The organism is Lysobacter sp. DMC97, assembly GCF_056313745.1.
In genome coordinates this window covers 375,581-397,854 of record NZ_JBQUZR010000005.1, presented here as the reverse complement: position 1 = coordinate 397,854, position 22,274 = coordinate 375,581, and the positions used below count along the sequence as shown (strand labels likewise).

The window sequence follows — 22,274 nt, the reverse complement described above, 5'->3', positions numbered from 1 at the left end:
AGACGACCGCCATGGCCCAAGCCCACGCCGATCACCACGATCCGAATGTCTACTTCGTGCCGCATGGCAGCAAGTGGCCGGTCTTCGCTTCGGTGTTCCTGTTCACCCAGATGGTCGGTCTGGCGAGCTGGATGAACCACATGTCGTGGGGCAAGCCGCTGTTCTTCGTCGGCCTCGCCGGCCTGCTGGCGATCCTGTTCAAGTGGTTCGCCGACGTCGTCACCGAGTCCCTGGCCGGCCACTACAACAAGCAGGTCGACACCTCGTTCCGCATGGGCATGGTGTGGTTCATCTTCTCGGAAGTGATGTTCTTCGCCGCCTTCTTCGGCGCGCTGTTCTACGCCCGCCAGTTCGCGCTGCCGTGGCTGGGCGGCGAGGGCGACGGTGCCATGACCAACGCCAACCTCTGGCCGAACTTCAGCGCGGCCTGGCCGAGCGCCGGTCCGGCCAATGTCGGTGGTGCGTTCAAGACCATCCCGGCGTGGGGCCTGCCGCTCACCAACACGCTGATCCTGCTGACCTCGGGCGTGACCGTGACCCTGGCGCACCACGCGCTGAAGGCCGCGCACCGCACCGCGCTGCTGGTCTGGCTGGGCGCCACCGTGCTGCTGGGCTGCCTGTTCCTGTACTTCCAGGCGACCGAGTACATCCACGCCTACACCGAACTGAACCTCACGCTGGGTTCGGGCATCTACGGTTCCACGTTCTTCATGCTGACCGGCTTCCACGGCGCGCACGTGACCCTCGGCACGATCATGCTGGCGGTGATGTGGCTGCGCTGCGCCAAGGGCCATTTCTCCAAGGACAACCACTTCGCGTTCGAGGCGGTGGCCTGGTACTGGCACTTCGTCGACGTGGTGTGGCTGGGCCTGTTCCTGTTCGTCTACGTGCTCTGATCGCGCGGCCGGCGGCGACGCCGGCACTGCATCCACGCAGGCGGCCAGGGATCGGCGCGGTCCGGTCCATGCCCCGAACAGCAGAAGGCCGGCATGACGCCGGCCTTCTCGTCTTCGGGACGGTGTCGGAGGGCCGACGCCGTCGCGGTGGTGGTTCGCTCAGCCCGCCGGATTGCGGCCGATGCCGTGCGGCTCGATCCAGCCCATGGCGATCGCCAGCACCACCAGCAGGATCAGCGCGATCGACAGCCCGATGCGCCGGGTGAGCGCGTTCACGGTGCGCTTGGTCTGGCCCTTGTCGACCAGCATGTAGTACAGGCCGGCGCCGAGATTCCACACGATCAGGATCAGAAACCCGACGATGAGCAGGGTCTTCAACGAATCGCTCATGACGTACTCCCGTTGCGCGGAATCGCGCGGTCAGAAGCCGGGATTATCGCAAGCCGCGAGGCCGCGCGGATGAAGCCCGGTTGGCGGCATCGTCCCGTCGTGCTGTGGGCGTTCGCCCTGGCGGCCGCCGCGCTGTTCGCCACGCTCGGCTTCTGGCAGCTCGGCCGTGCGGAATGGAAGCGCGACCTGCTGCAGCGTGCGTCGCAGGCGCTGTCGGATCGCCGGCCGCGGCCCGTCGCCGTGGCCGCGGATCCGGCACGCGACCGCGCCTACGACTGGGTCGACGTCGAAGGCCGGTTCGTCGATGCGCCAGCGGTGCTGCTCGACAACCAGGGCCGCGACGGCCAGGTCGGCGTGCGCGCCTACCGCGTGTTCACGATCGCCGGTGGCCCGGCGGTGCTGGTCGACCTGGGCTGGGTCGCGATTCCCGGCGACCGGCGCATGCCGGCGGTGCCGCGCGACGCGCCCCGCACCCGCTTGTCCGGCCTGCTGCTGCCGCCGCCGTCGAAGGGCCTGGCGCTGGGCGAACCGGCGGCGCTGCCGGACGGCGATCTGCTGGTCACCTGGCTCGATCCGTCAGCGCTGCGCGCGCGCCTGCACGCGCCCACGCTGGTGCCGCGCGTGCTGCGGCCGGCGCCGGAAGCCGGCTTCGGCTTCGAGCGCGATTTCGACATCCTGCCCAACACCATGCCGCCCGAACGCCACGTCGGCTACGCCGTGCAGTGGTTCGCGCTGTCGGCGACCGTGCTGATCACGGCCGTCGTCCTCACGCTGCGGCGCAGGCGACGCAATCCCGGAGTCCCCGCATGAACGCTTCCTCCCCGTCGCCGATCGATCCCGCGCAGCGCCGCCGCGGCCGCCGCGTGCTGATCGCGATCGTCGCGATCTTCTTCGGCCCGATCCTGCTCGCGAAGCTCCTGAACATGAACGGGCTGATTCCCGCCCCGTCCACCTACGGCGAGCGCTTCGATCCGCTGATCGACCTGCGCCAGAGCCCGCCGCGACTGGCCGACGGCAGCGTCTACGACTGGGCGCCGACGACGCGCATGCGCCGCCTGCTGGTGGTGGCGCCCGCGCACTGCGACGACGCTTGCGTACGACGCGCGGCCGACCTGGAGAAGCTGCGCGAGATCTTCGGCCGCGACGCCGAGCACATCGAGCTGCTGTGGCTGGGCGATTACCCGGCCGGCGCCGTGCGCCCGCCGGGCATGCGCCTGCTGGCCGACGACGCCGCGTTCCGCGCACGCCTGCCGAAATCGACCGATCCGGCCGGCGCGCCGGTGTACGTCGTCGATCCGTACGGATTTGTCATACTCCGCTATCCGCCCGGGGCCGACATCGCACTGATGCGCAAGGACCTCGCCCGACTGTTGAAGATGCAATGAACGAGCTCACCCCCGCGGCCCATCGGTCTCCGCCGTATCGCCATTTCCACCGGATCGCCTGGCTGGCCGTCGCGCTGGCCTTCGGCGTGATCGTGTTCGGTGCGTTCGTGCGCCTGTCGAACGCGGGCCTGAGCTGCCCGGACTGGCCGACCTGCTACGGCCGCGCCACGTGGCCGCAGGCGATGTCGGAAGCGTCTTCGCACGCCGCCAGCGCGATCCGCCCGTTCGAGACCCACAAGGCGTGGCGCGAGCAGGTGCATCGCCATCTCGCCGCGACGCTGGGCACGCTGGTGTTGCTGCTGGCCCTGCTGGCCGCGCGTCGCCGCCGGTTCGGCGTCGCCTGGGTGCTGGCCGCGACGGCGTGCATCGGCGTCGGCATCCCGCTGTACATGCACGGGCAGCACGACGCGGCGTTCGCCATGGCCGCGACCGGCGAAGCGCTGCTGCTCGCGGCCGCGCTGCGCTGGAGCAACGACGACCTGTCCCGCGTGGCCGCGCTGACGCTGATGACCATCGTGTTCCAGGCATTGCTGGGCATGTGGACGGTGACGCTGCTGCTGAAGCCGATCGTGGTGATGGGCCACCTGCTCGGCGGCATGACCACGTTCGCGCTGCTGACGTGGATGGCGTGGCGTGCGACCGACATTCCGGTGCGCATCGCCGGCGTGGCGACGATGCGGCGCTGGCTGATCGGCGCGGTGATCGTGGTCGGTGCGCAGATCGCGCTCGGCGGCTGGGTCAGCTCGAACTACGCCGCGCTCGCCTGCGGCAACGACTTCCCGACCTGCGTCGGCCAGTGGATCCCGCCGACCGACTTCCGCGAAGGCTTCGTGCTCTGGCGCGGCGTCGGCGTGGACTACGAAGGCGGCGTGCTCGACGGCGCCTCGCGCATCGCCATCCAGATGGCGCATCGCGGCATGGCGGTGATCGTGTTCGTGTACCTGCTGGCGCTGGCGTGGCGCCTGCTGCGCACGCCGGGACTATGGCTGACCGGCGTGGTGCTGGGCGTGCTGGTGCTGGCACAGGTGGGGCTGGGTATCGCCAACGTCGTGCTGGGCCTGCCGCTGCCGGTGGCGACGCTGCACAACGCGGGCGCCGCGCTGCTGCTGTTCCTGCTGGTGAGTCTGCTCGCCCGCGTCCGGCCACCGGCGGACTGACCTGCGATGGCCTTCCCGATGCGCGAATACTGGGCGCTGACGAAACCGCGGGTGGTGGCGCTGATCGTGTTCACCGCCTTCGTCGGCATGTTCCTGGCCGTGCCGGGGCTGCCGCCGCTGCGCGAGAGCGTGTTCGGGTTCCTCGGCATCTGGCTGGCGGCCTCCAGCGCGGCGGCGATCAACCATCTCATCGACCAGCGCATCGACCGGGTGATGGTGCGCACCGCGCATCGTCCGCTCGCGACCGGCGCGCTCAAGCCCGCGCAGGTGCTGGCGTTCGCGGTCGCGCTGGGCGCGGTGTCGATGACGCTGCTGATCGCGCTGGTCAATCCGATCACCGCCGCGCTCACCTTCGCGTCGCTGATCGGCTACGCGGTCGTCTACACCGCGTGGCTCAAGCGCGCGACGCCGCAGAACATCGTGATCGGCGGCATCGCCGGCGCCGCGCCGCCGCTGCTCGGCTGGGCCGCGGTCACCGGCATGCGCAACCCATGGGACTGGGCGCATGCGCTGCTGCTGGTGCTGATCATCTTCGTGTGGACGCCGCCGCACTTCTGGGCGCTGGCGATCTTCCGCCGCGAGGACTACGCCCGCGCGCTGGTGCCGATGCTGCCGGTGACCCACGGCGTGGCCTACACGCGCTGGCAGATCCTGCTCTACACCGTACTGCTGGTGGTGGTGACCGTGCTGCCATGGGCGGTGGGCATGAGCGGCATGTTCTACCTCGGCGGCGCGCTGGTGCTGGGCGGCGTGTTCCTGTGGTACGCGTGGCGGCTGCTCGATCCGCCCGACGATTTCTTCGCCATGCGCACGTTCCACTACTCCGTGGTCTACTTGATGGCGCTGTTCGTGTTCCTGCTGGTCGACCACTGGCTGATGCCCTGGCTGACGCCGGCGCCCGCGCTCGAGTTCGTGCCCGCCGGCTGAGCCGCGGCGCGCGTCCCGTTTCGTGAAACCTCGCCTTCCGGCCCCCTCCGCCGGCGTGGCATCATGCGGCGCACATGTGTCCGCCCGCGGGCGGCAGGCCGTCCATCGGCGGACGGGCTTCACGGGGAGAGAGGGAAACGATGAACGATCGCCGTTTCGAACGCGGGGCGCTGGCCGCCTTCGTGGTGTCCGGATTCGCCGGGCTGATCTACCAGTCGATCTGGTCGCAGTACTTCGGCCTCATCCTCGGCCACGCCGCCTACGCGCAGACGCTGGTGCTGGCGATCTTCATGGGCGGCATGTCGCTGGGCGCCTGGTGGGCGAGCCGGCGCTCGCAGGTCACGCGCTCGTTCCTGCGCGCCTACGTCGCGGTCGAATTGCTGATCGGCCTGATCGGCCTGGTGTTCCATCCGCTGTTCATCGGCTACCAGCACCTGACCTACGACAGCGTGCTGCCCGCGCTGGGCGGCGCCGGTTCGGCCAATGCCTACCTGTGGATTTCCTCCGCGCTGCTGATGGCGCCGCAGTCGATCCTGCTGGGCATGACCTTCCCGCTGATGAGCAGCGCTTTCATGCAGAACACGCGCGCCGCCGACATGCGCGTGCTCGGCGGCCTGTACTTCGCCAACAGCATCGGCGCCGGCTTCGGCGCGCTGGCGTCCACGTTCGTGATCATGCCGCGCGTGGGCCTGCCGGGCACCATCCTCGCCGCCGCCGCACTGAACATCGTCGCGGCGATGATCGCGCTGGCGCTGTCGAAGCTGGAGGAAGGCGAAGCCGCCGAAGGCGAAAGGGCCGAGCTGCCCGCCGCGCGTCACGCCTTGCCCGAAACGACGCGCACGTCGGCGCTGCAGCGCATCCTGCTGGCCGCCGCCGCCATCACCGGCGCGACCTCGTTCGTGTACGAGATCGGCTGGGTGCGTTCGCTCAACCAGACGCTCGGCACGTCGATGCACAGCTTCGAGCTGATGCTCGCGGCCTTCATCCTCGGCCTCGCGTTCGGCGGTGGCTGGGTACGTCGCCGTGCGGACCGCATCACCGATCCGATCCGCGTCGCCGCGGGCGCGCAGATCCTGATGGGCGTATTCGCGCTGCTGTCGCTGCCGGCATTCGCGAATTCGTTCCGCTGGATGGCGTGGTTCATGCAGGGCCTGGCGCGCACCGACCAGGGCTACGTGTTCTTCTCGCTGGCGTCGTCCGCGATCGCGATCGCGGTGATGATGCCGGCCGCGTTCTTCGCCGGCATGACCCTGCCGCTGTTCACCACCGCACTGCTGGAGACCGGCCACGGCGAACGCAGCATCGGCCGCGTCTACGCGGTGAACACGCTGGGTGCGATCGTCGGCGTGTTCGCCGCCACGCACCTGCTGATCCCGGTGCTCGGCCTGTATTCGGCGATCTTCATCGCCGCCGGTCTCGACATCGTGCTCGGTTTCGTGCTGTTCGCGTTCGACAAGGGCGACGAGACCGCGCGTCGCAGCTGGCGCGTGCCGGCGTTCGGCGTCGCCTCGCTGGCCGCGATCGTGTTCGCGGTCGCGCACGGGCACGTCAATCCGCTCGACCAGATGTCCGGCGTGTACCGCACCGGCGGCATCAACTGGACGTCGGGCGATCGCGCGATCTTCATCAAGGACGGCAAGACCGCGACGATCGGCGTGGCGCAGACCGAGGACGGCATGCGCACGATCCTCACCAACGGCAAGCCCGACGCCAGCCTCGTCGCCAACCTCTCGCTGCGCCCGACCGGCGACGAGCCGACCATGGCCACCGCCGGCGTGCTCGCGGTGACGCTGGCGCGCGACCCGAAAGAGATCGCGGTGATCGGCTGGGGCTCGGGTCTGACCGTGCACACCATCCTCGGCAGCAAGGTGCCGAAGCGGGTCGAAGCGATCGAGATCGAGCCGGTGATGTTCGAGGCCGCGCGCCACTTCGGCGATCGCGTCGGCCGCGCGTACAACGACCCGCGCATGGTGCCGGTGTTCGAGGACGCGCGTTCGCACTTCGCACGCGGCGGCCAGCGCTACGACGCCATCGTCTCCGAACCCTCGAATCCATGGGTCAGCGGCGTTTCCAGCCTGTTCACCGAGCAGTTCTACCGGTTCCTCGATCAGCACCTGACCGACGATGGCGTGCTGGTGCAGTGGATCCACGCCTACGAACTCGACGACCCGCTGTTCGCCACGATGGCCGCGGCGTTGAATTCGCGATTCCCGCACATTCAGCTCTACGCCGCCGGTGCCGGCGACTTCGTGATGGTCGCCAGCCGCAGCCCCATCCGCCAGCCGGACATGTCGCGGTTCCCGCCGCGCGTGGTGCAGGAGGAACTGGCGCGCGTGGACCTCGGCGATGCGATGGCGCTGCGCATGCGCCTAGTCGCCGACAAGCCGCTGCTCGACGCCTATCTCACCGCGACCGGCGCCACGCCGTACTCGGATTTCTATCCGACCGTCGCGCTCGACGCGCCGCGCGCGCGCTTCCGCGGCGCCAACGCGCTCGGCGTGACGATGGGCTGGGATGCGGGCCTGCCGCTGGTCGACGAACTGGTCGCGAAGCAGCCCTACGATTTCAACGGCCCGCTCATCGATGCCGGCGGCAACATGCGCCTGCAGAAGATCGCGATGGCGCGGACGCTCTACGCGATGCTGCGCACGCCCGACATGGGCGGCCTGCCGGCGTATCCGCCCACGCAGACCTTCGCCGATGCATTGCTGCTGCGGCGCATGGCCGGGCGTCCGGTCACCCAGGCGGAATCGGCCGCGTGGCAGCAGGCGCTGACGCGCGTGGTGCGCATCCTCGGGGCGGGCACGACCCGCGACGACATGCTCGTGCTCTTCGACGGCGGCACGATCCGGCCCGATCTCGCGGCTTCGGCGCCGGTGGTGGTGTCGGTGTTCGACGCCTATCGCACGATCGCCTCCCGCGACCATGCCGCGATCCTCGCGCTGCCGATCGAGCGTCTCGGTGACGCGAAACTCGGCATCGCCGGCGGCGTGCCCGACTATGTGCTGACGGCGCAATTGCTGTCGTCGGTGGAAGCCGGAACGGCCGCGCAGTTCGCGCACCTGCTCGCGCTCAGCGAACAGTTCGCGGGCGATCCGGGCGTGCGCCCGATCCGCGTCGTGCTGAAGTACTACGGCCTGCGCAAGTTCGGCGTCGACGCCGTGCGCAACGCCTTCGCGGCGGAGCAGGGCCATGCGGCTGCGGTACCCGCGACCGCTGCGGCACCGCAGCCCGAGGCGGGCAAGGACAAGCGGTAACCGATCTCCGGCGAGGTCGCCCGCGCGTGCGGGCGACCTGCCCTCGACCGTCCGTTGATGCGCGCGTACGCTTGGGATTCCGTTCGTCCGGGGATCGACCATGCTGCACGCGCGTCCGTTCGTTTCGTTCATTGGCCTGGCCCTTGCGGTCGCCGCAGGCCTCGCCACCGCGCAGGACGCGCCCGCCGCTTCGCAGGATGCCGCCATCGTCACTGCCGCGCGCCTGCTCGACGTGCGCAGCGGCCGCATGCTCGACCACGCCGAAGTGCGCATCGCAGGCGATCGCATCGTCCAGATCGCGTCCGGCGGTCGCCACGTCGACGCCGTGCCCGGTGCGCGCCGCTACGACCTCGGCGACATGACCCTGCTGCCCGGGCTGATCGACATGCACGTGCACATCGACAGCGATCCGACCTACAGCGGCTACACCTATCTCCAGTTCAACGACCGCTTCTGGTCCGCGATCTCGGTGGCGCAGGCGCAGCGCACGCTGGCCGCCGGCTTCACCACGATCCGCAATCTCGGCTCAGAAGACTGGAACGACGTCGGCCTGCAGCAGGCGATCGATGCGGGCAAGGTCGTCGGTCCGCGTATCGTGCCGGCCGGTTTCGCGTTCGGCGCCACCGGCGGCCACTGCGATTCGACGTATTTCCCGCCGTCGATGCACGACCGCAATCCGTACAACGCCGACACGCCCGACGAGGCGCGCAAGTCCGTGCGCGAGATCCGCAAGTACGGCGCGCAGGTGATCAAGATCTGCGCCACCGGTGGCGTGTTCTCGCGCAACACCGAACCCGGCCAGCAGCAGATGACCTATGCCGAGATGAAGGCCGCGGTCGACGAAGTGCACATGTGGGGCCTGAAGGTCGCCGCGCATGCGCACGGCGCCGCTGGCATCCGCGACGCGATCCGCGCCGGCGTCGACACCATCGAACACGCCAGCCTCATCGACGACGAAGGCATCCGCCTCGCGAAGCAGTACGGCGCCTGGCTGTCGATGGACATCTACAACACCGACTACACGCAGAGCGAAGGTCGAAAGAACGGCGTGCTCGAAGACAATCTGCGCAAGGATCGCGAGATCGGCGACCTGCAGCGCGAGAACTTCCGTCGCGCGTATCTCGCCGGCGTGAAGATGGTCTTCGGCACCGACGCCGGCATCTTTCCGCACGGAGAGAATGCGAAGCAGTTCGCTGTGATGGTCCGCTACGGAATGACCCCCGTCGACGCGATCCGCAGCGCGACGATCAACGCTGCCGATGCATTGGGCCGCAACGATCGAGGCGTTCTTGAAGCGGGACGCCTCGCCGATCTCATCGCCGTGTCCGGCGATCCCTTGCGTGATGTGACCTTGTTGGAGCGAGTCGGGTTTGTGATGAAGGGCGGATATTCAATCGATCAAAAGCATTAAAACGGGGCGATGGAAATGGATGCGGCTTGGGCTCCCATCCCCGGTTCCCGGCTGAAGTTTGGCTTTTCCGGAATGCGGACGCTTTTTTTCGAAACGGAATAAGAAGATTCACTGGAGATGGGCATGAGGAAGTATTTAAAAGCCGGTGTGCTGATTTTTTTCGGCTTTTATGCGCACCTGCTTTCAGCGCAGGACTTTTATTACTGGAATGGCTCAAGCTATGCAACGCTGGAAGCTGCAGAAGCTGCCATGCGCGCTTATAACCAGGGCAAGGGCGGAAACGATCTTTATCAGTGCGGCGTTGACGATCAATCGACGCCAGGGCTGACAAATTATTCCTATTGCGTCGACCGCAAGGCAGCAACGGCGACAGGTGAGGGTGGCTATCGCACTGGCTGGTATGGATTCAGTTGCCCCCCGACAGGGGTCCCTTTTCCCAATGATAATCTTCAGAATACCTGCCTTGGGGCAGATGAATCCTATGTCGTCGGTAAGTTCGACGACTGGTTCATGACCTCGTCGCCGTGGGCGGGCCAGTGCAACCTCGAAGTCGAGGTCCTGGGTGGCTTTGAAAACCCATTCAGTTATTGGGGAGATCCGCAGGCCTATGAAGTCAATGGGGTGTATCAGTACGATTACGTGGTTCGCTACGGCGAAAGAGCCACCGATTCTCGAAGGATAGCCTTCAGGTGGCGGGTTAAGGATTCAAACGGCCAATGCAGCTCCGTTGTGTCCGAGAACGAGACAACGATCTTGAAGCAGTATGCGTTCCGGTGTCCTTCTGGATACAAGGCGATGAGCATGCTGTCAGCCGGGGGCGCTGCAAGCTGGCCATTCATCTGCAAGGCGAATGCGACCAATCTCGTCATCTCCAAGACCGGGCGCGCGGCCAGTACATGCGACACGATACGCACCGATCATCCCTGTGTGCCTGCTACTGGCGAGAAATTGCTGTTCGAGCCCGATTTTGTTTGGGCGGGCCATTCTTTCGGGCGGACGTATCGATCGAAGGCGCAGGCGTACGCGTTCTCCCAGATGGGCTTCAATTGGTCTCATTCGTGGTCGAGCAATGTGGCGTTGCCGGCTTCGTCCGGTCAGCCTGTCATGTTCAGCAACCAGAACAACAACCGGGAAGAATACAAGCCTGTTTCGGGTACAGTGATGTACCGGTCCACGAGCGACAGGAAGCAACTTCTGCGCGGTCTGCCGGACGGCAGCTGGGTCCAGCATGGAGAGGGCGGGGTCGACAAGGTCTTCAGCGCGACCGGACGTCTCGAAAAGATTCGTGACAACCAGGATCCCGCGAGCACACTGAATTTCTCCTATGACGGCGAAGGGCGGATGAGCGCCGTCGTGGATGGCATCGGGCGTTCGCTTTCCTTCGAATATGAAGAGAACATCTACATCAATCCTGCCAATGGTCAGCCGTTGGTCATTCCTGGGGCGAATGTGGCCGCCTACTACGGCGGTGGTGGTGGTGGGACCGGAGATGGTGGTGTCGTTGTTCCCGGAAGAACCTATTTGCCCACTTCCTATCGCCTCACCGCGGTGAAGGATGCGTCGGGAACGGCGCTTGCGAGCTACAGCTACGATGCCGCAGGTCGTCTTGTTTCCGTGCTCTATCCCGACGGCAAACATCGTGACTACCATTATGGCGAGGCCGGCCATGTCTGCGTCGGTGCGGTATCCGGATGCAATGACTCCTACTTCGCTTACTACCTGACGGGTGTTACTTCCGAGGACGGCGCTCGGCTCAGCAACTACTACTTTGACGACCACGGGCGTGTCGTGCACAGCGTCCATGCGGGTGGCGCTTACGATACGACGCTCGATTATCAGTTGGACAATGAGTCCCAATCCAAAACTGCCGTGACACAGTCCGGTCTCGGTACAACGACATATACGTTCGAGCCCGCTGGGAGTACAGCTTCCTATCGTCGTCCGTTGACGGCAGTCTCTTCGGATGGAAATGAAAGTTGGCAGTACAATTACTATGGCCTGTGGAGAAACTACACGGACAAACGCGGGATCACGAGCCGGACGGAGTACAACGCTGCTGGCCGCCAGACCGCGTTCATCGAAGCCTGGGGATATCCCGAGCAAAGGTCCACAGTGACGGAGTGGTCGACCGACTTCGTGAAGAAGGCCTCGGTCGAGGTGAGGAACGCGTCCGATCAGGCTTTTAGACGAATCGAATATGCCTACAACGGCCGCGACCAGGTGATCGGCACCACGCTCAGGGATGTGGCAGCCAACACCACGCGTTCCAGCAGCCATACCTATTGCGAGCAGAGCGATGTCGATACCGGGACCTGTCCGTTCCTCGGCATGCTCACGGCGGTGGACGGGCCGAGGACCGATGTTGCCGACACCGTGACGTTCACGTACTACCCCTCCAGCCACGCAAGTTGCACCACCGATCCCGCAGGATGTCCCTATCGAAAGGGGAATCTGTGGAAGGTCACCAACGCGCTCGGGCAGGTCGTCGAATTCCTCAAATACGATATCCGCGGCAATCCCTTGTCATTCAAGGATGCGAACGGTGTCGTGACGGATTACCAGTACGATGCCCGTGGTCGATTGACGGCATCGTTTATCCGTGGTGCCAATGACACTGTCGAAAGCGACGACCGCATTGTGCAGCTCGAATACTGGCCGGGCGGCGAGATCAAGAAGATCACGCTCCCGGATGGCAGCTATACCAATTACACCTATGACGCAGCGCACCGACTGACTGGCATCGCGGATGCTTCCGGCAACACGATCGCCTACTCGCTGGACGCAGCGGGTCATCGATTGGGCGAAGAAGTGCATGACGCTTCTTCTTCGCTCGTCAGGACGCTGTCTTCGACCTACAACACGGTCGGACGCTTGCAGTCGGTCACCGATGCCTACAATCACTCGGCGTCGCTGACGTATGACGAGAACGGGAATCCCGATCTCTCCAGCGACGCTTTGGGCCGTGTCGAGGACAGTGATTACGACGCACTCGACCGTATCGTTCGGTCGCTCGCGGATGTCGGTGGAATCTCCGCCGAGACGAAGATGACCTACAACCTCTTCGGCGAAGTCACGAAGGTGACCGACCCGAAGTCGTTGAACACGCAATATACCTATAACGGCTTCGGCGATCTGACGCAGCTCGACAGCCCGGACACCGGCGTCGCCAGCTATACCTACGACAGCGCCGGCAACCGCGCCAGCCAGACCGACGCGCGCAGCAAGGTCGCGAACTACACCTACGATGCGCTGAACCGCCTCACCGCCATCAGCTATCCGACGGCGTCCACGCTCAATGTCACCTACACCTGGGACACGACGCAGGCCGCCTGCCTCACCGGCGAGACCTTCACCGCCGGTCGATTGGCGAAGATCGTCGACGGCAGCGGTAACACGGTCTACTGCTACGACCGCTTCGGCCATGTCGTGCGCAAGGTGCAGACCACCAATGGCGTCGCCTTCACGCTGCGCTACATCTGGAATGCAGCCGGCCAGCTGACCAGCACGATCTATCCGGACGGTGCCGTCGTCGACTACGTCTACGACACGCAGGGTCGGGTGTCCGAGATCGGCGCGAAGACCTCTACAGGCACGCGGCAGGTGTTGGTGACGAACGTGAGCTACTACCCGTTCGGCCCGGCGGCGTCGTGGCGCTACGGCGGCAGCACGGGCCGTTTGCTCAACCGTACGCGCAACCAGAACTACCAGCCGGGCATCGTGCAGGACACGACGACGGGCGGTCTGAGTGTCGGCTACGAGTTCGACGAGGTCGGCAATCTGAAGAAGCTGCGCGACGGCAACCAGTCGGAACCGCCGCAGCGCATCTTCGGCTATGACGGCCTGAACCGCCTGACGCAGACGCAGGATGGCAGCACCAGCGCCGTGCTGGAGGGCTACACCTACGACAAGACCGGCAACCGCACCAGCGCGACGGTGTCGGGCACGACCACGACATACACGTACCCGAGTACCAGCCATCGTCTGGATCAGGTTGGCAGCAGCACGCGCGCCTACGACTTCAACGGCAACACCACCTCGGTACCGGCCGGCGCCATCACCAAAAACTACGTCTACGGCGATCACAACCGGATGACGCAGTATCTGGAAGGCACGACCGTCAAGATGAACTACGTGTACAACGGCCGCGGCGAGCAGGTGCAGAAGTCCCTCGGCACGGCCAATACATACACGGTGTACGACGAAGCCGGCCACTGGATCGGCGATTACGACAACGGTGGTGCGACGGCACCGACGCAGCAGGCGATCTGGTTCGGCGACCTGCCGGTCGGCCTGTTCACGGGCGCGGGCGCCAGCCAGAAGGTGTTCTACATCCAGCCGGACGCGCTGGGCACGCCGCGCGTGGTCATCGACCCGACCCGCGGCACCAATGGCACGACGGTATGGAAGTGGGATCTCGCCGGCGAAGCTTTCGGCACGACCGCGCCGAACCAGGATCCGGACGGCGACGCGACCCAGTTCGTGTTCGACCTGCGCTTCCCGGGCCAGCGCTACGACAGCGTGAGTGGGCTGAACTACAACTATTTCAGGGATTATGAAGCTACGACCGGGCGGTATGTGGAGAGTGATCCGATCGGGTTGGCTGGCGGTATCTCTTCATTTGCATATGCTGGCGGGGCTCCAGGCGCCTCTGCCGATCCTTCTGGCCTGCTTTACGCTTTTAATCCTGGATTTGATTCTGTCACATTTACATGCTTGAGGAATCCGACCTTTTGTGCGGATGTTCTTGGTGATATTGCAGAAGGGCAATCCGGCGTTCAGAGAAAGTTTGGGAATTATTGTGCGGCAGAATACTATGATGCACTAGACGGTCTGGCTGATGCTTCAAAGCCGCTTCTCGAAAATTTATCCTTGGCTCGGGATATAACTAGGGCAGCGATCAAGTTTCCCTATGCTACTGCAGCCGCGGTAAGTCCAAGTAAAGGGCCCCGTTTCTACGACTTGAAAGATCATGTTCGGCGTCATGGAAATGGACTTTCAGATAGAGCGTACTATGCTGCTGCAGTTAGGCATACGGTCACTGCTGATGCAAGGTTCCTTGTGTATCATGATGGACAATTCAAATATAATTATGTTTCCAGAACGGGGCCGGACTCTTTTATGCTGACTTCTGGAAGTTTATCTGGGAACAGAATTTTCACCCACATTGATGATCCCACTGTTAACTCTCGATACTTGTCTAATTTAGGAATAACATTACCGGATGGGTTTTGAAAGCAAGCAATGAAAAATAAATTTGGAAAAATTAATTCCCTCTTGGCGTCAAAAAATATTTACGCCGCGATAATTGAGTTTTCAGGGGATGGAAATTTAAATAAAAATGAAAAAAAAATAATTAGAATAAAAATCCTTGATGGAATTGAAGCGCACGAGAAAAAATTCTTGTTTGACATAGAGCATAGGATAAATAAAATAAAGGCCATGATATTTTCAAGCAGCGAATTGTTTTTTGAAGAAATTATTCTAATGTTGTCCATATACGATGAATTATTGCTTGTTAAATCCTTCTTGGCTGACTCTAATTCACCAATTTTGATTGATGTTGATTTTGCCGAAAAGCATATAAGACGCTTAGAAAATGTTCGGAGTAGTTATATTCGTTGAGGGCCGTAGGGTGGGCTTCAGCCCACCACTCTGCCGCTTGAATCACTTGGCAATGACCGAAGTCTTGTGCCGTTTCGATCATCGCTCTTCATCGTGGACGTGTCGCAATGGTGGGCTGAAGCCCATCCTACGACTCGGGTTTTTCTGACGGTTGGGTGGGGGTGTTTCCGATGGTGAGACGCGGGTCGCCGGGCGATCTTGCCGGGATGCCTGAATATCGCCGCTGTCGGGTGCTGGGAGGCACGTATTTCTTCACGGTCGCCATCGCCGAGCGGCTGCGGTCGCTGTCGACGGAGCTCATCCATGCATTGCGTCGAGCCTCTCGGGCTGCGCGTATCGCGCACCCATTCGTCGTGGGTGCCATCGTCGTGTTGCCTGATCACTTGCATTGCCTTTGGACGCTGCCTCCCGGCGATGCCGACGACTCGGTGTGCTGGGCGCATGTGAAATCGGCATTCTCGATGCGGATGCCATGTGGCGAGCGGCGGCGTGCGTCGCGGGTCGCGAAGCGGGAACGTGGAGGCTCGCAGCGCCGCTTCCGGGAACATCGAATTGTCGACGCGGACGACTTCCGGCGTCATTTCGACGACATCCATTTCAATGCGGTCAAGCATGGTCTGGTCGCGAACGCGTTTGCCTGGCCCTGTTCCTCATCTCATCGTTACGTGCGACTTGGCGCCTACGAAGCCGGTTGGGGCGGAATGCCCGAGAGGTCGGGGCGCAGGATAGGCTTCAGCCCACCACCATGACGATTGAATTTCCGCTGCAGCGATCAGAAACTTGTGTCGTTTCGATCATTGCTCGCCACCGCAGATATGTCGCAATGGTGGGCTGAAGCCCACCTTACGCGTTACCGATTCCACGAATCGTGCGCATCTTTTTCCCCCTGCACCGATCCGAGCAATACCGCACTAGCTCCCAGTCCCGTTCCCACTTCTTGCGCCACGTGAACGGGCGGCCGCAGGTCGCGCAGGCCTTGGTCGGCAGGTCGGATTTGCGGATGCCCCGGGGCATGTAATGCGGTCGACAGGCTGAGAGGCTGGATTTGCGACTTCAGGCAGCAGCGACCGCCTGCGTCGGCGCATCCGGCACCAGCTTCGCGCGCAGGTAGGCCATCACCGGTTTCTCGAACAGCAGGTGCAGGGCGATGCCGATGCCGCTGGTCAGCGCGAGCAGGCCGGCGATGACGGCGATGGTCATCGGCATCGAGAGCTGCGCCGCGTCGGGCACGGCGAGGCGGAGCACGCCGAACACGATGTACGGGTGGATCAGGTAGATCACGTACGACGCTTCGCCGAGCAGGTACGACAGCCGGCTGCGGGTGGCGATGCCGAAGATCCGCTCCAGCAGCAGCGCCGACACGACGATGACGGCCGCCGGGATTCCGCCGGCGAGATAGCGCGGGTACGCATCCTTGGCGACGTGCTCGAACAGCACGATCGCGATGACGCCGGTGATCAGTGCCAGGATGATGCCGGCCTTCAGTGCCATGCTCCGCTCCAGCGCGGCCTTGCGGCGCACGCAGGCGTCGAGCAGGTAGTACGCGCCGATGCCGTAGCAGAATTCGAGGCTGGTCGTGCGGGCGTAGAAATCGAACGCGGTCGAGACCGGGCCGACGAGTTTGCCGATCGCGACCACGACCACGATCGCGGCTGCGCACAGGATCGGCGCCCAGCGCGCGGAGAACAGCAGCGCCAGCGCGAACACCACGTAGAAGAACATCTCGAAGTTGAGCGACCAGCCGAGGATCAGCGTCGGCTGCACTTCGCCGCTGGACGACAGGTGCGGTAAGAACAGCAGTGACGGCACGAGATGGCCGACGCTGGCGTCGGTGCTGCGGAAGAAGCGCGGCAGCACGGTCGCGGCGGTGAAGACGACCAGCGTCGCGGCCCAGTAGAACGGCACGATGCGGATCAGGCGGCGGACGAAGAAGTACTCGGGTTTCTTCGCGCCGATGTAGGCGATGATGAAGCCGCTGATCACGAAGAACACGTCGACGCCGCGGCTGCCGACGTCCCACGCCAGGTTGAGGCCGGAGCTCGAGGTGATGTGGAAATAGACGACGCTGAGCGCGGCGAGGGCACGCAGGAGATGCAGGTTGCGGAGCACGGGGCCTTGTCCGGGGCGGTCGTCGATGTCGGAGGATAGGACGTATCGATGGCTTCCGGGCGGCCATCGCCGATCCGTCGATCGCCGGGATCAGCCCGGCGTGCCGTCCGCGAGCGCCCGGTAGCGCGCATCCAGCGCCGCGACGTGGCGGCGCAGGTCGTCGAGCGTGCCGGTGTTGACGACGATGTCGTCGGCGATGGCCAGTCGCTGCGCGCGCGTGGCCTGCGCGGCAATCATGCGGTCGGCGAGGGCCTCGTCGATGCCGTCGCGGGCAAGCAGGCGGGTGCGCTGCACCTCGACCGGGACGTCGACGACCAGGATGCGGTCCAGCCACGGGTAGGCCGTGCGGCCGCCGACTTCGGCCAGCAGCGGGATCGCGGCGACGGCGTACGGGCTGGCCGCCGCGTCGCAGGTGCGCGCGAGCGTCTGGCGCACGCGCGGGTGGACGATGGCTTCGAGCCGGCGGCGGGCGTCGTCATCGCCGAAGATGCGGCGGCGCATCGCGGCGCGATCGAGGCCGCCGTCGGCGGCCAGCACGTCGCTGCCGAATGCGGCAACCACGGCGGCCAGGCCTTCGCTGCCCGGCGCGACGGCTTCGCGCGCGGCGAGGTCGGCGTCGGCGACCACGATGCCGAGGGCCTCGAAGGCGCTGGCGACCGCGGACTTGCCCGAGGCGATGCCGCCGGTCAGGCCGATGCGGTACGCGGACATTGGGCCAGAGCGTGTCATGACCTTTTTCATGTGTCGCGTCGCGCAGCCTGTGGCGTCGAGACAAGGCCCCGTGGCGCAGTCCTTGGCTGGTGGCCAAGGCAAGCCGCGGGCCGCAGGATCGCCGCCACAGGGGCGCAACCCGAAGGGAAGGCCATCCGCGGGCGCGATCCGGCGTTGCGCACCTTGCTAAGGCGGCCAGCCTTGGCGGCGGCGCGCGTCTTGGCTCGCACCCGCGGATGGCCTTCGCGGCGCATGAAAAAGGTCATGACACGCTCTAGCGCAGCCCGCTGAGGTGCAGGTAGCCCTCGATGATCGTGTCGCCCGAGAGGAACACGATCCAGCCGGCGATGGCGAGATAGGGGCCGAAGGGAATCGGCGTGTCGTGGTCGCGGCCCTTCATCGCCAGGAACAGCGAGCCGATCAGGGCGCCGAGGAACGAGGAGATCAGCACGATCGGCAACAGGGCCTTGTAGCCGGCCCACGCGCCCAGCGCAGCGAGCAACTTGAAGTCGCCTTCGCCCATGCCGGTGCGGCCGCGGATCTGCTTGAACAGCCAGTGCACGCAGTACAGCGAGAGATAGCCGAGCACGGCGCCGGCGATCGCCGCCTTGGCCGGCACGAACAGGTTGTCGACGCTGGCGATCAGGCCCAGCCACATCAGCACCAGCGTGATCTGGTCGGGCAGTGTCTGCGTGCGCAGGTCGATGCCGGCGCCGGCGACGAGGTAGCAGCTCACCAGCGCCGCGCCGAAGCCCTGCCAGCCGAAGCCGAAGCGCCACACGCAGGCCAGCACCAGCAGCATGGTCAGCAGCTCGACTGCCGGATACTGGATCGAGATCGGCGTCTTGCAGCTGCGGCAGCGGCCGCGCAGCGCCAGCCAGCTGAAGACCGGTATGTTCTCGTACCACGACAGCCGGTGCCCGCAGTGCGGGCAATGCGAGGGTTCGACCACGATGCCCGGCGGCGGTGGCTCGTACAGGTCGGTCTGGCCCAGTTCCTCGCGCGCATGGCGACGCCAGTCCCAGTCCAGCCACTTGGGCAGACGCAGGATCACTACGTTCAGGAAGCTGCCAACGAGCAACCCGAGGCCGGCGGCGATCGGGTACCCGAGCGCCGGGTTCTGGTCGAGAAACGCCATTGCGGGTCCGGTACGCCGTCAGCCCACGACCGACGCGAGCTTGAAGATCGGCAGGTACATGCCGACCACCATGCTGCCCACCAGCACGCCGATCACGATCATGATCATCGGTTCGAGCAGGCTGGCCAGGGCGTCGACCGAGTTGTTGACTTCCATCTCGTAGAACTCGGCGACCTTGAACAGCATGGTGTCGAGCGCGCCGGCCTCTTCGCCGATGGCGGTCATCTGCACCACCATGTGCGGGAAGAGGTTGACCTGCTTCATCGCCATGTTGACCGGGTAGCCCACCGAGACGTCGTCGCGGATGCGGTAAGTGGCCTTCTCGTAGACGCTGTTGCCGGTCGCGCCGGCCACGCTGTCCAGCGCTTCGACCAGCGGTACGCCGGCCTTGAAGGTCGTCGCCAGCGTGCGCGAGAAGCGCGCCACCGCCGAGCTGTGCATGATCTGGCCGATCACCGGCACCTGCAGGATGGCCTTGTCGAGGAAGTGCTGGAACGCCAGCGAGCGCTTGTAGAAGAAGATGAAGGCGACGGCCGCGCCGATGACGCCGATCAGCACCGGGAACCACCACGCGACCATGAAGCGCGAGAGGTCGACGATCACCTGGGTGAAGGCCGGCAGGTCGGCGCCGAAGCCCTTGAACACGTCCTCGAACTGCGGCACCACGTACACCAGCATCACGCCGCTGACGATGATCGCCACCGAGATCACCATCGCCGGATAGAACAGCGCCTTCTTGATCTTCGACTTCAGCGCCTCGACGTTTTCCTTGTACGTGGCGATGGTGTCGAGCACGGTCTCCAGCACGCCCGCGGTTTCGCCGGCCTTGACCAGGTTGCGGTACAGCTCGTCGAAGTACACGGGGTGCTTGAGCATGGACTCGTAGATCGACGAGCCGCCCTCGATGTCGGTGCGCAGCGAATCCACCAGGTTCTTCATGCGCACGTTCTTCTGGCCGTTGGCGATGATCTCCAGCGACTGCACCAGCGGCACGCCGGACTTCATCATCGTCGCGATCTGGCGACTGAAGATGGCGATGTCCTTCGGCGTGACCTTCTTGCCGGCCGCGCCGAACAGCGGCTTGGGCTTGGGCTTGACCACGGTCGGGGTGATGCCCTGGCGGCGCAGTTCGGCGCGCAGCAGGTTGCCGTTCTTGGCCTGCTGCTCACCCTTCATCTTGATGCCGCGCTTGTCGGTGCCTTCCCACACGTACATGGGCAGGGTGATGCCGGCGCGTTCGGGGGAGGCGGCGGTCTTGGCGGCGGAACGGGAAGCGGCCATGGGTTAGTCCTTGGTGACGCGGTTGATTTCGGCGAGGCTGGTGATGCCGTTGCGGGCCTTCAGCAGCGCGGACTGGCGCAGGTTGCGGATGCCGACCGATCGCGCCACCTCACCGATCTGCATGGCGTTGCCGCCCTGCAGGACGATGGCCTGGATGGCCTCGGTCATCGGCATGACCTCGTAGATGCCCGTACGCCCCTTGTAACCGCCGGTGCACTCGCCGCAGCCGACCGCTTCGTACAGGGTGAAACCTTCGTGGATCTCGTCGCTGGTGTAACCCTCGGCCAGCAGCGCGTGTTCCGGCAACTCGGCCGGACGCTTGCAGTTCGGACACAGCCGGCGCGCCAGACGCTGCGCGATCACCAGGCTGACCGACGATGTGATGTTGTACGGCGCGATGCCCATGTTCATCAGGCGCGAAATGGTCTGCGGCGCGTCGTTGGTGTGCAGCGTGGACAGCACCATGTGGCCGGTCTGCGCCGCCTTGACCGCGATCTCGGCGGTTTCCAGGTCGCGGATTTCGCCGACCATGATCACGTCCGGATCCTGGCGCAGGAAGCTGCGCAGCGCCGCGGCGAAGGTCATGCCGCGCTTGGCGTTCTGCTGCACCTGGTTGATGCCGGGCAGGCGGATTTCGACCGGGTCCTCGACCGTGGAGATGTTGCGCTCTTCCTCGTTGAGGATGCCCAGCGCGGTGTACAGCGACACGGTCTTGCCGGAGCCGGTCGGGCCGGTGACCAGCACCATGCCGTAGGGCTTGTGGATGGCGTCGAGGAACAGCTTCTGCTGGTCGGGCTCGTAGCCGAGCTTGTCGATGCCGAGCTTCGCAGCGCTGCCGTCGAGGATACGCAGCACCACCTTCTCGCCGAACAGCGTGGGCAGGGTGCTGACGCGGAAGTCGATCTGCCGGGTCTTCGACAGGTTGAGCTTGATGCGGCCGTCCTGCGGCACGCGTTTCTCGGCGATGTCCAGCTGCGACATGACCTTCAGGCGCGCGGCCATGCGCTGGTTGAGCTTCACCGGCGCCTTCGCGACCTGCTTGAGGATGCCGTCGATGCGCAGGCGCACCCGGTAGTCGTTCTCGTAGGGCTCGAAGTGGATGTCCGACGCGCCGCGGCGGATCGCGTCGACCAGGATCTTGTTGATGAACTTGACGACGGGCGTGTCGTCGCCCTTCGCGTCGACGCCGCCTTCGCTGCCGCCGGCCTCGTCGTCGCCGCCGGAGACGTCGAGGTTGTCGAGGCCTTCGGCGTCCTCCATCCCCCCGAGCGAATCATTGTTCTCCAGCCACGCCTGCATCGTGCGCCGGATCGTGTCCTCGTCGACGAGGATCGGTTCGACCACCAGGTTGGTGTGGAACTTGATCTCGTCCAGCGCCGCGGTGTTGGTCGGGTCGGAGACGCCGACGAACAGTCGGCCGCCGCGCTTGAACAGCGGCAGCACGTGGTGCTTCTGCAGCAGATCGTCCTTGACCAGCCGGATCGCGCTCTGCGAGGCGTCCATGGTCGAGGGATCGAACAGCGGCATGCCGAACTCGATCGAGTTCGCGGCGGCGAGCTGGGACGGGGTGACCAGCTTCTGTTCGCGCAGGTAGCCGGCGATGGGCTTGCGCTCGCGGGTCGCGGTGTCGAGCGCCTGACGGGCAGTGGTCTCGTCGAGGGCGCCATCCAGCACCAGTCGCCGGGCGATGCCGGTGATTCCGATCAGATTGGCGGTCGCGGCCGAATTCATCGTCAGTGGTCGTCCTGTCGGAAAGCGTCGCCCGGGTCAGCGTCCTAGGTTACTGCGCCGGTTCGCGGCTTGCATCCCATTCCCCACCCGGAATCGTGCGCGATCAAGCGGATGAGTGCAATTGTTTGAGGAAGGGGTGAACCGGGTCACGCTTGCGCGGACCGGCTCCGGATGTGACGCAGGCCACATCCCGGCTGCCGGATGGGGCGCTGCCGGCGAATGGCGACGGTAGCTCGGCCCAAAAAAGAACCCGGCCATG

Annotated in this window: 17 protein-coding genes; 10 read left to right on the top strand and 7 right to left on the bottom strand. The window is 64.9% G+C overall.

Going from position 1 to position 22,274, the window contains the following annotated elements:
• The first annotated feature begins 11 nt into the window (after positions 1–11).
• Complete coding sequence (locus ACT53Q_RS13395) at positions 12–896, top strand: cytochrome c oxidase subunit 3 (protein WP_476187141.1); 885 nt, start codon at positions 12–14, stop codon at positions 894–896.
• Positions 897–1,055: 159 nt separating this feature from the next.
• Here ACT53Q_RS13395 and ACT53Q_RS13390 read toward each other — a convergent pair whose 3' ends face one another.
• On the bottom strand, positions 1,056–1,286 hold the full coding sequence (locus ACT53Q_RS13390) for a twin transmembrane helix small protein (protein ID WP_476187140.1): 231 nt from the start codon (positions 1,284–1,286) through the stop codon (positions 1,056–1,058).
• A gap of 69 nt (positions 1,287–1,355) precedes the next feature.
• Between ACT53Q_RS13390 and ACT53Q_RS13385 the strand changes: the two genes are divergently transcribed.
• From ACT53Q_RS13385 to ACT53Q_RS13345, 9 genes are all read left to right on the top strand, one after another.
• A complete protein-coding gene (locus ACT53Q_RS13385) occupies positions 1,356–2,096 on the top strand; it encodes an SURF1 family protein (RefSeq protein WP_476187139.1) in 741 nt (246 codons plus the stop codon).
• Positions 2,093–2,671, top strand: coding sequence for a hypothetical protein (locus ACT53Q_RS13380; RefSeq protein ID WP_476187138.1), 579 nt, complete (start codon positions 2,093–2,095; stop codon positions 2,669–2,671). The genes ACT53Q_RS13385 and ACT53Q_RS13380 overlap by 4 nt, the downstream gene beginning before the upstream one ends.
• On the top strand, positions 2,668–3,828 hold the full coding sequence (locus ACT53Q_RS13375) for a COX15/CtaA family protein (protein WP_476187137.1): 1,161 nt from the start codon (positions 2,668–2,670) through the stop codon (positions 3,826–3,828). Before ACT53Q_RS13380 ends, ACT53Q_RS13375 begins: the two co-directional genes overlap by 4 nt.
• Before the next feature lie 6 nt (positions 3,829–3,834).
• On the top strand, positions 3,835–4,755 hold the full coding sequence (gene cyoE / locus ACT53Q_RS13370) for a heme o synthase (RefSeq protein ID WP_476187136.1): 921 nt from the start codon (positions 3,835–3,837) through the stop codon (positions 4,753–4,755).
• Positions 4,756–4,895: 140 nt separating this feature from the next.
• Positions 4,896–8,012, top strand: a complete 3,117-nt coding sequence (locus ACT53Q_RS13365) for a fused MFS/spermidine synthase (RefSeq protein ID WP_476187135.1) — start codon at positions 4,896–4,898, stop codon at positions 8,010–8,012.
• A 100-nt stretch (positions 8,013–8,112) separates the two neighbouring features.
• Complete coding sequence (locus ACT53Q_RS13360) at positions 8,113–9,423, top strand: Xaa-Pro dipeptidase (protein ID WP_476187134.1); 1,311 nt, start codon at positions 8,113–8,115, stop codon at positions 9,421–9,423.
• Positions 9,424–9,546: 123 nt separating this feature from the next.
• A complete protein-coding gene (locus tag ACT53Q_RS13355) occupies positions 9,547–14,655 on the top strand; it encodes an RHS repeat-associated core domain-containing protein (protein WP_476187133.1) in 5,109 nt (1,702 codons plus the stop codon).
• A 9-nt stretch (positions 14,656–14,664) separates the two neighbouring features.
• Complete coding sequence (locus tag ACT53Q_RS13350) at positions 14,665–15,045, top strand: hypothetical protein (RefSeq protein WP_476187132.1); 381 nt, start codon at positions 14,665–14,667, stop codon at positions 15,043–15,045.
• Between the two features lie 206 nt (positions 15,046–15,251).
• On the top strand, positions 15,252–15,794 hold the full coding sequence (locus ACT53Q_RS13345; protein WP_476187131.1) for an REP-associated tyrosine transposase: 543 nt from the start codon (positions 15,252–15,254) through the stop codon (positions 15,792–15,794).
• A 94-nt stretch (positions 15,795–15,888) separates the two neighbouring features.
• Here the strand turns inward: ACT53Q_RS13345 and ACT53Q_RS13340 are convergent, their stop codons facing one another.
• The 6 genes from ACT53Q_RS13340 to pilB form a co-directional block, all read right to left on the bottom strand.
• A complete protein-coding gene (locus tag ACT53Q_RS13340) occupies positions 15,889–16,059 on the bottom strand; it encodes a DUF2256 domain-containing protein (protein WP_476187130.1) in 171 nt (56 codons plus the stop codon).
• Positions 16,060–16,098: 39 nt separating this feature from the next.
• A complete protein-coding gene (locus tag ACT53Q_RS13335; RefSeq protein ID WP_476187129.1) occupies positions 16,099–17,154 on the bottom strand; it encodes an acyltransferase family protein in 1,056 nt (351 codons plus the stop codon).
• 90 nt (positions 17,155–17,244) lie between these two features.
• The gene (coaE, locus tag ACT53Q_RS13330) at positions 17,245–17,865 is read right to left on the bottom strand and encodes a dephospho-CoA kinase (RefSeq protein WP_476187203.1); all 621 of its coding nucleotides are present in this window, start codon (positions 17,863–17,865) and stop codon (positions 17,245–17,247) included.
• A 274-nt stretch (positions 17,866–18,139) separates the two neighbouring features.
• Entirely contained in the window at positions 18,140–19,003 is an 864-nt protein-coding gene (locus ACT53Q_RS13325; RefSeq protein ID WP_476187128.1) for a prepilin peptidase, read from the bottom strand.
• Positions 19,004–19,021: 18 nt separating this feature from the next.
• Positions 19,022–20,284 carry a type II secretion system F family protein gene (locus tag ACT53Q_RS13320; protein WP_476187127.1) on the bottom strand — a complete coding sequence of 421 codons (1,263 nt, stop codon included), beginning with the start codon at positions 20,282–20,284 and terminating at the stop codon, positions 19,022–19,024.
• Between the two features lie 3 nt (positions 20,285–20,287).
• Entirely contained in the window at positions 20,288–22,015 is a 1,728-nt protein-coding gene (pilB, locus tag ACT53Q_RS13315) for a type IV-A pilus assembly ATPase PilB (RefSeq protein WP_476187126.1), read from the bottom strand.
• Positions 22,016–22,274 lie beyond the last annotated feature (259 nt).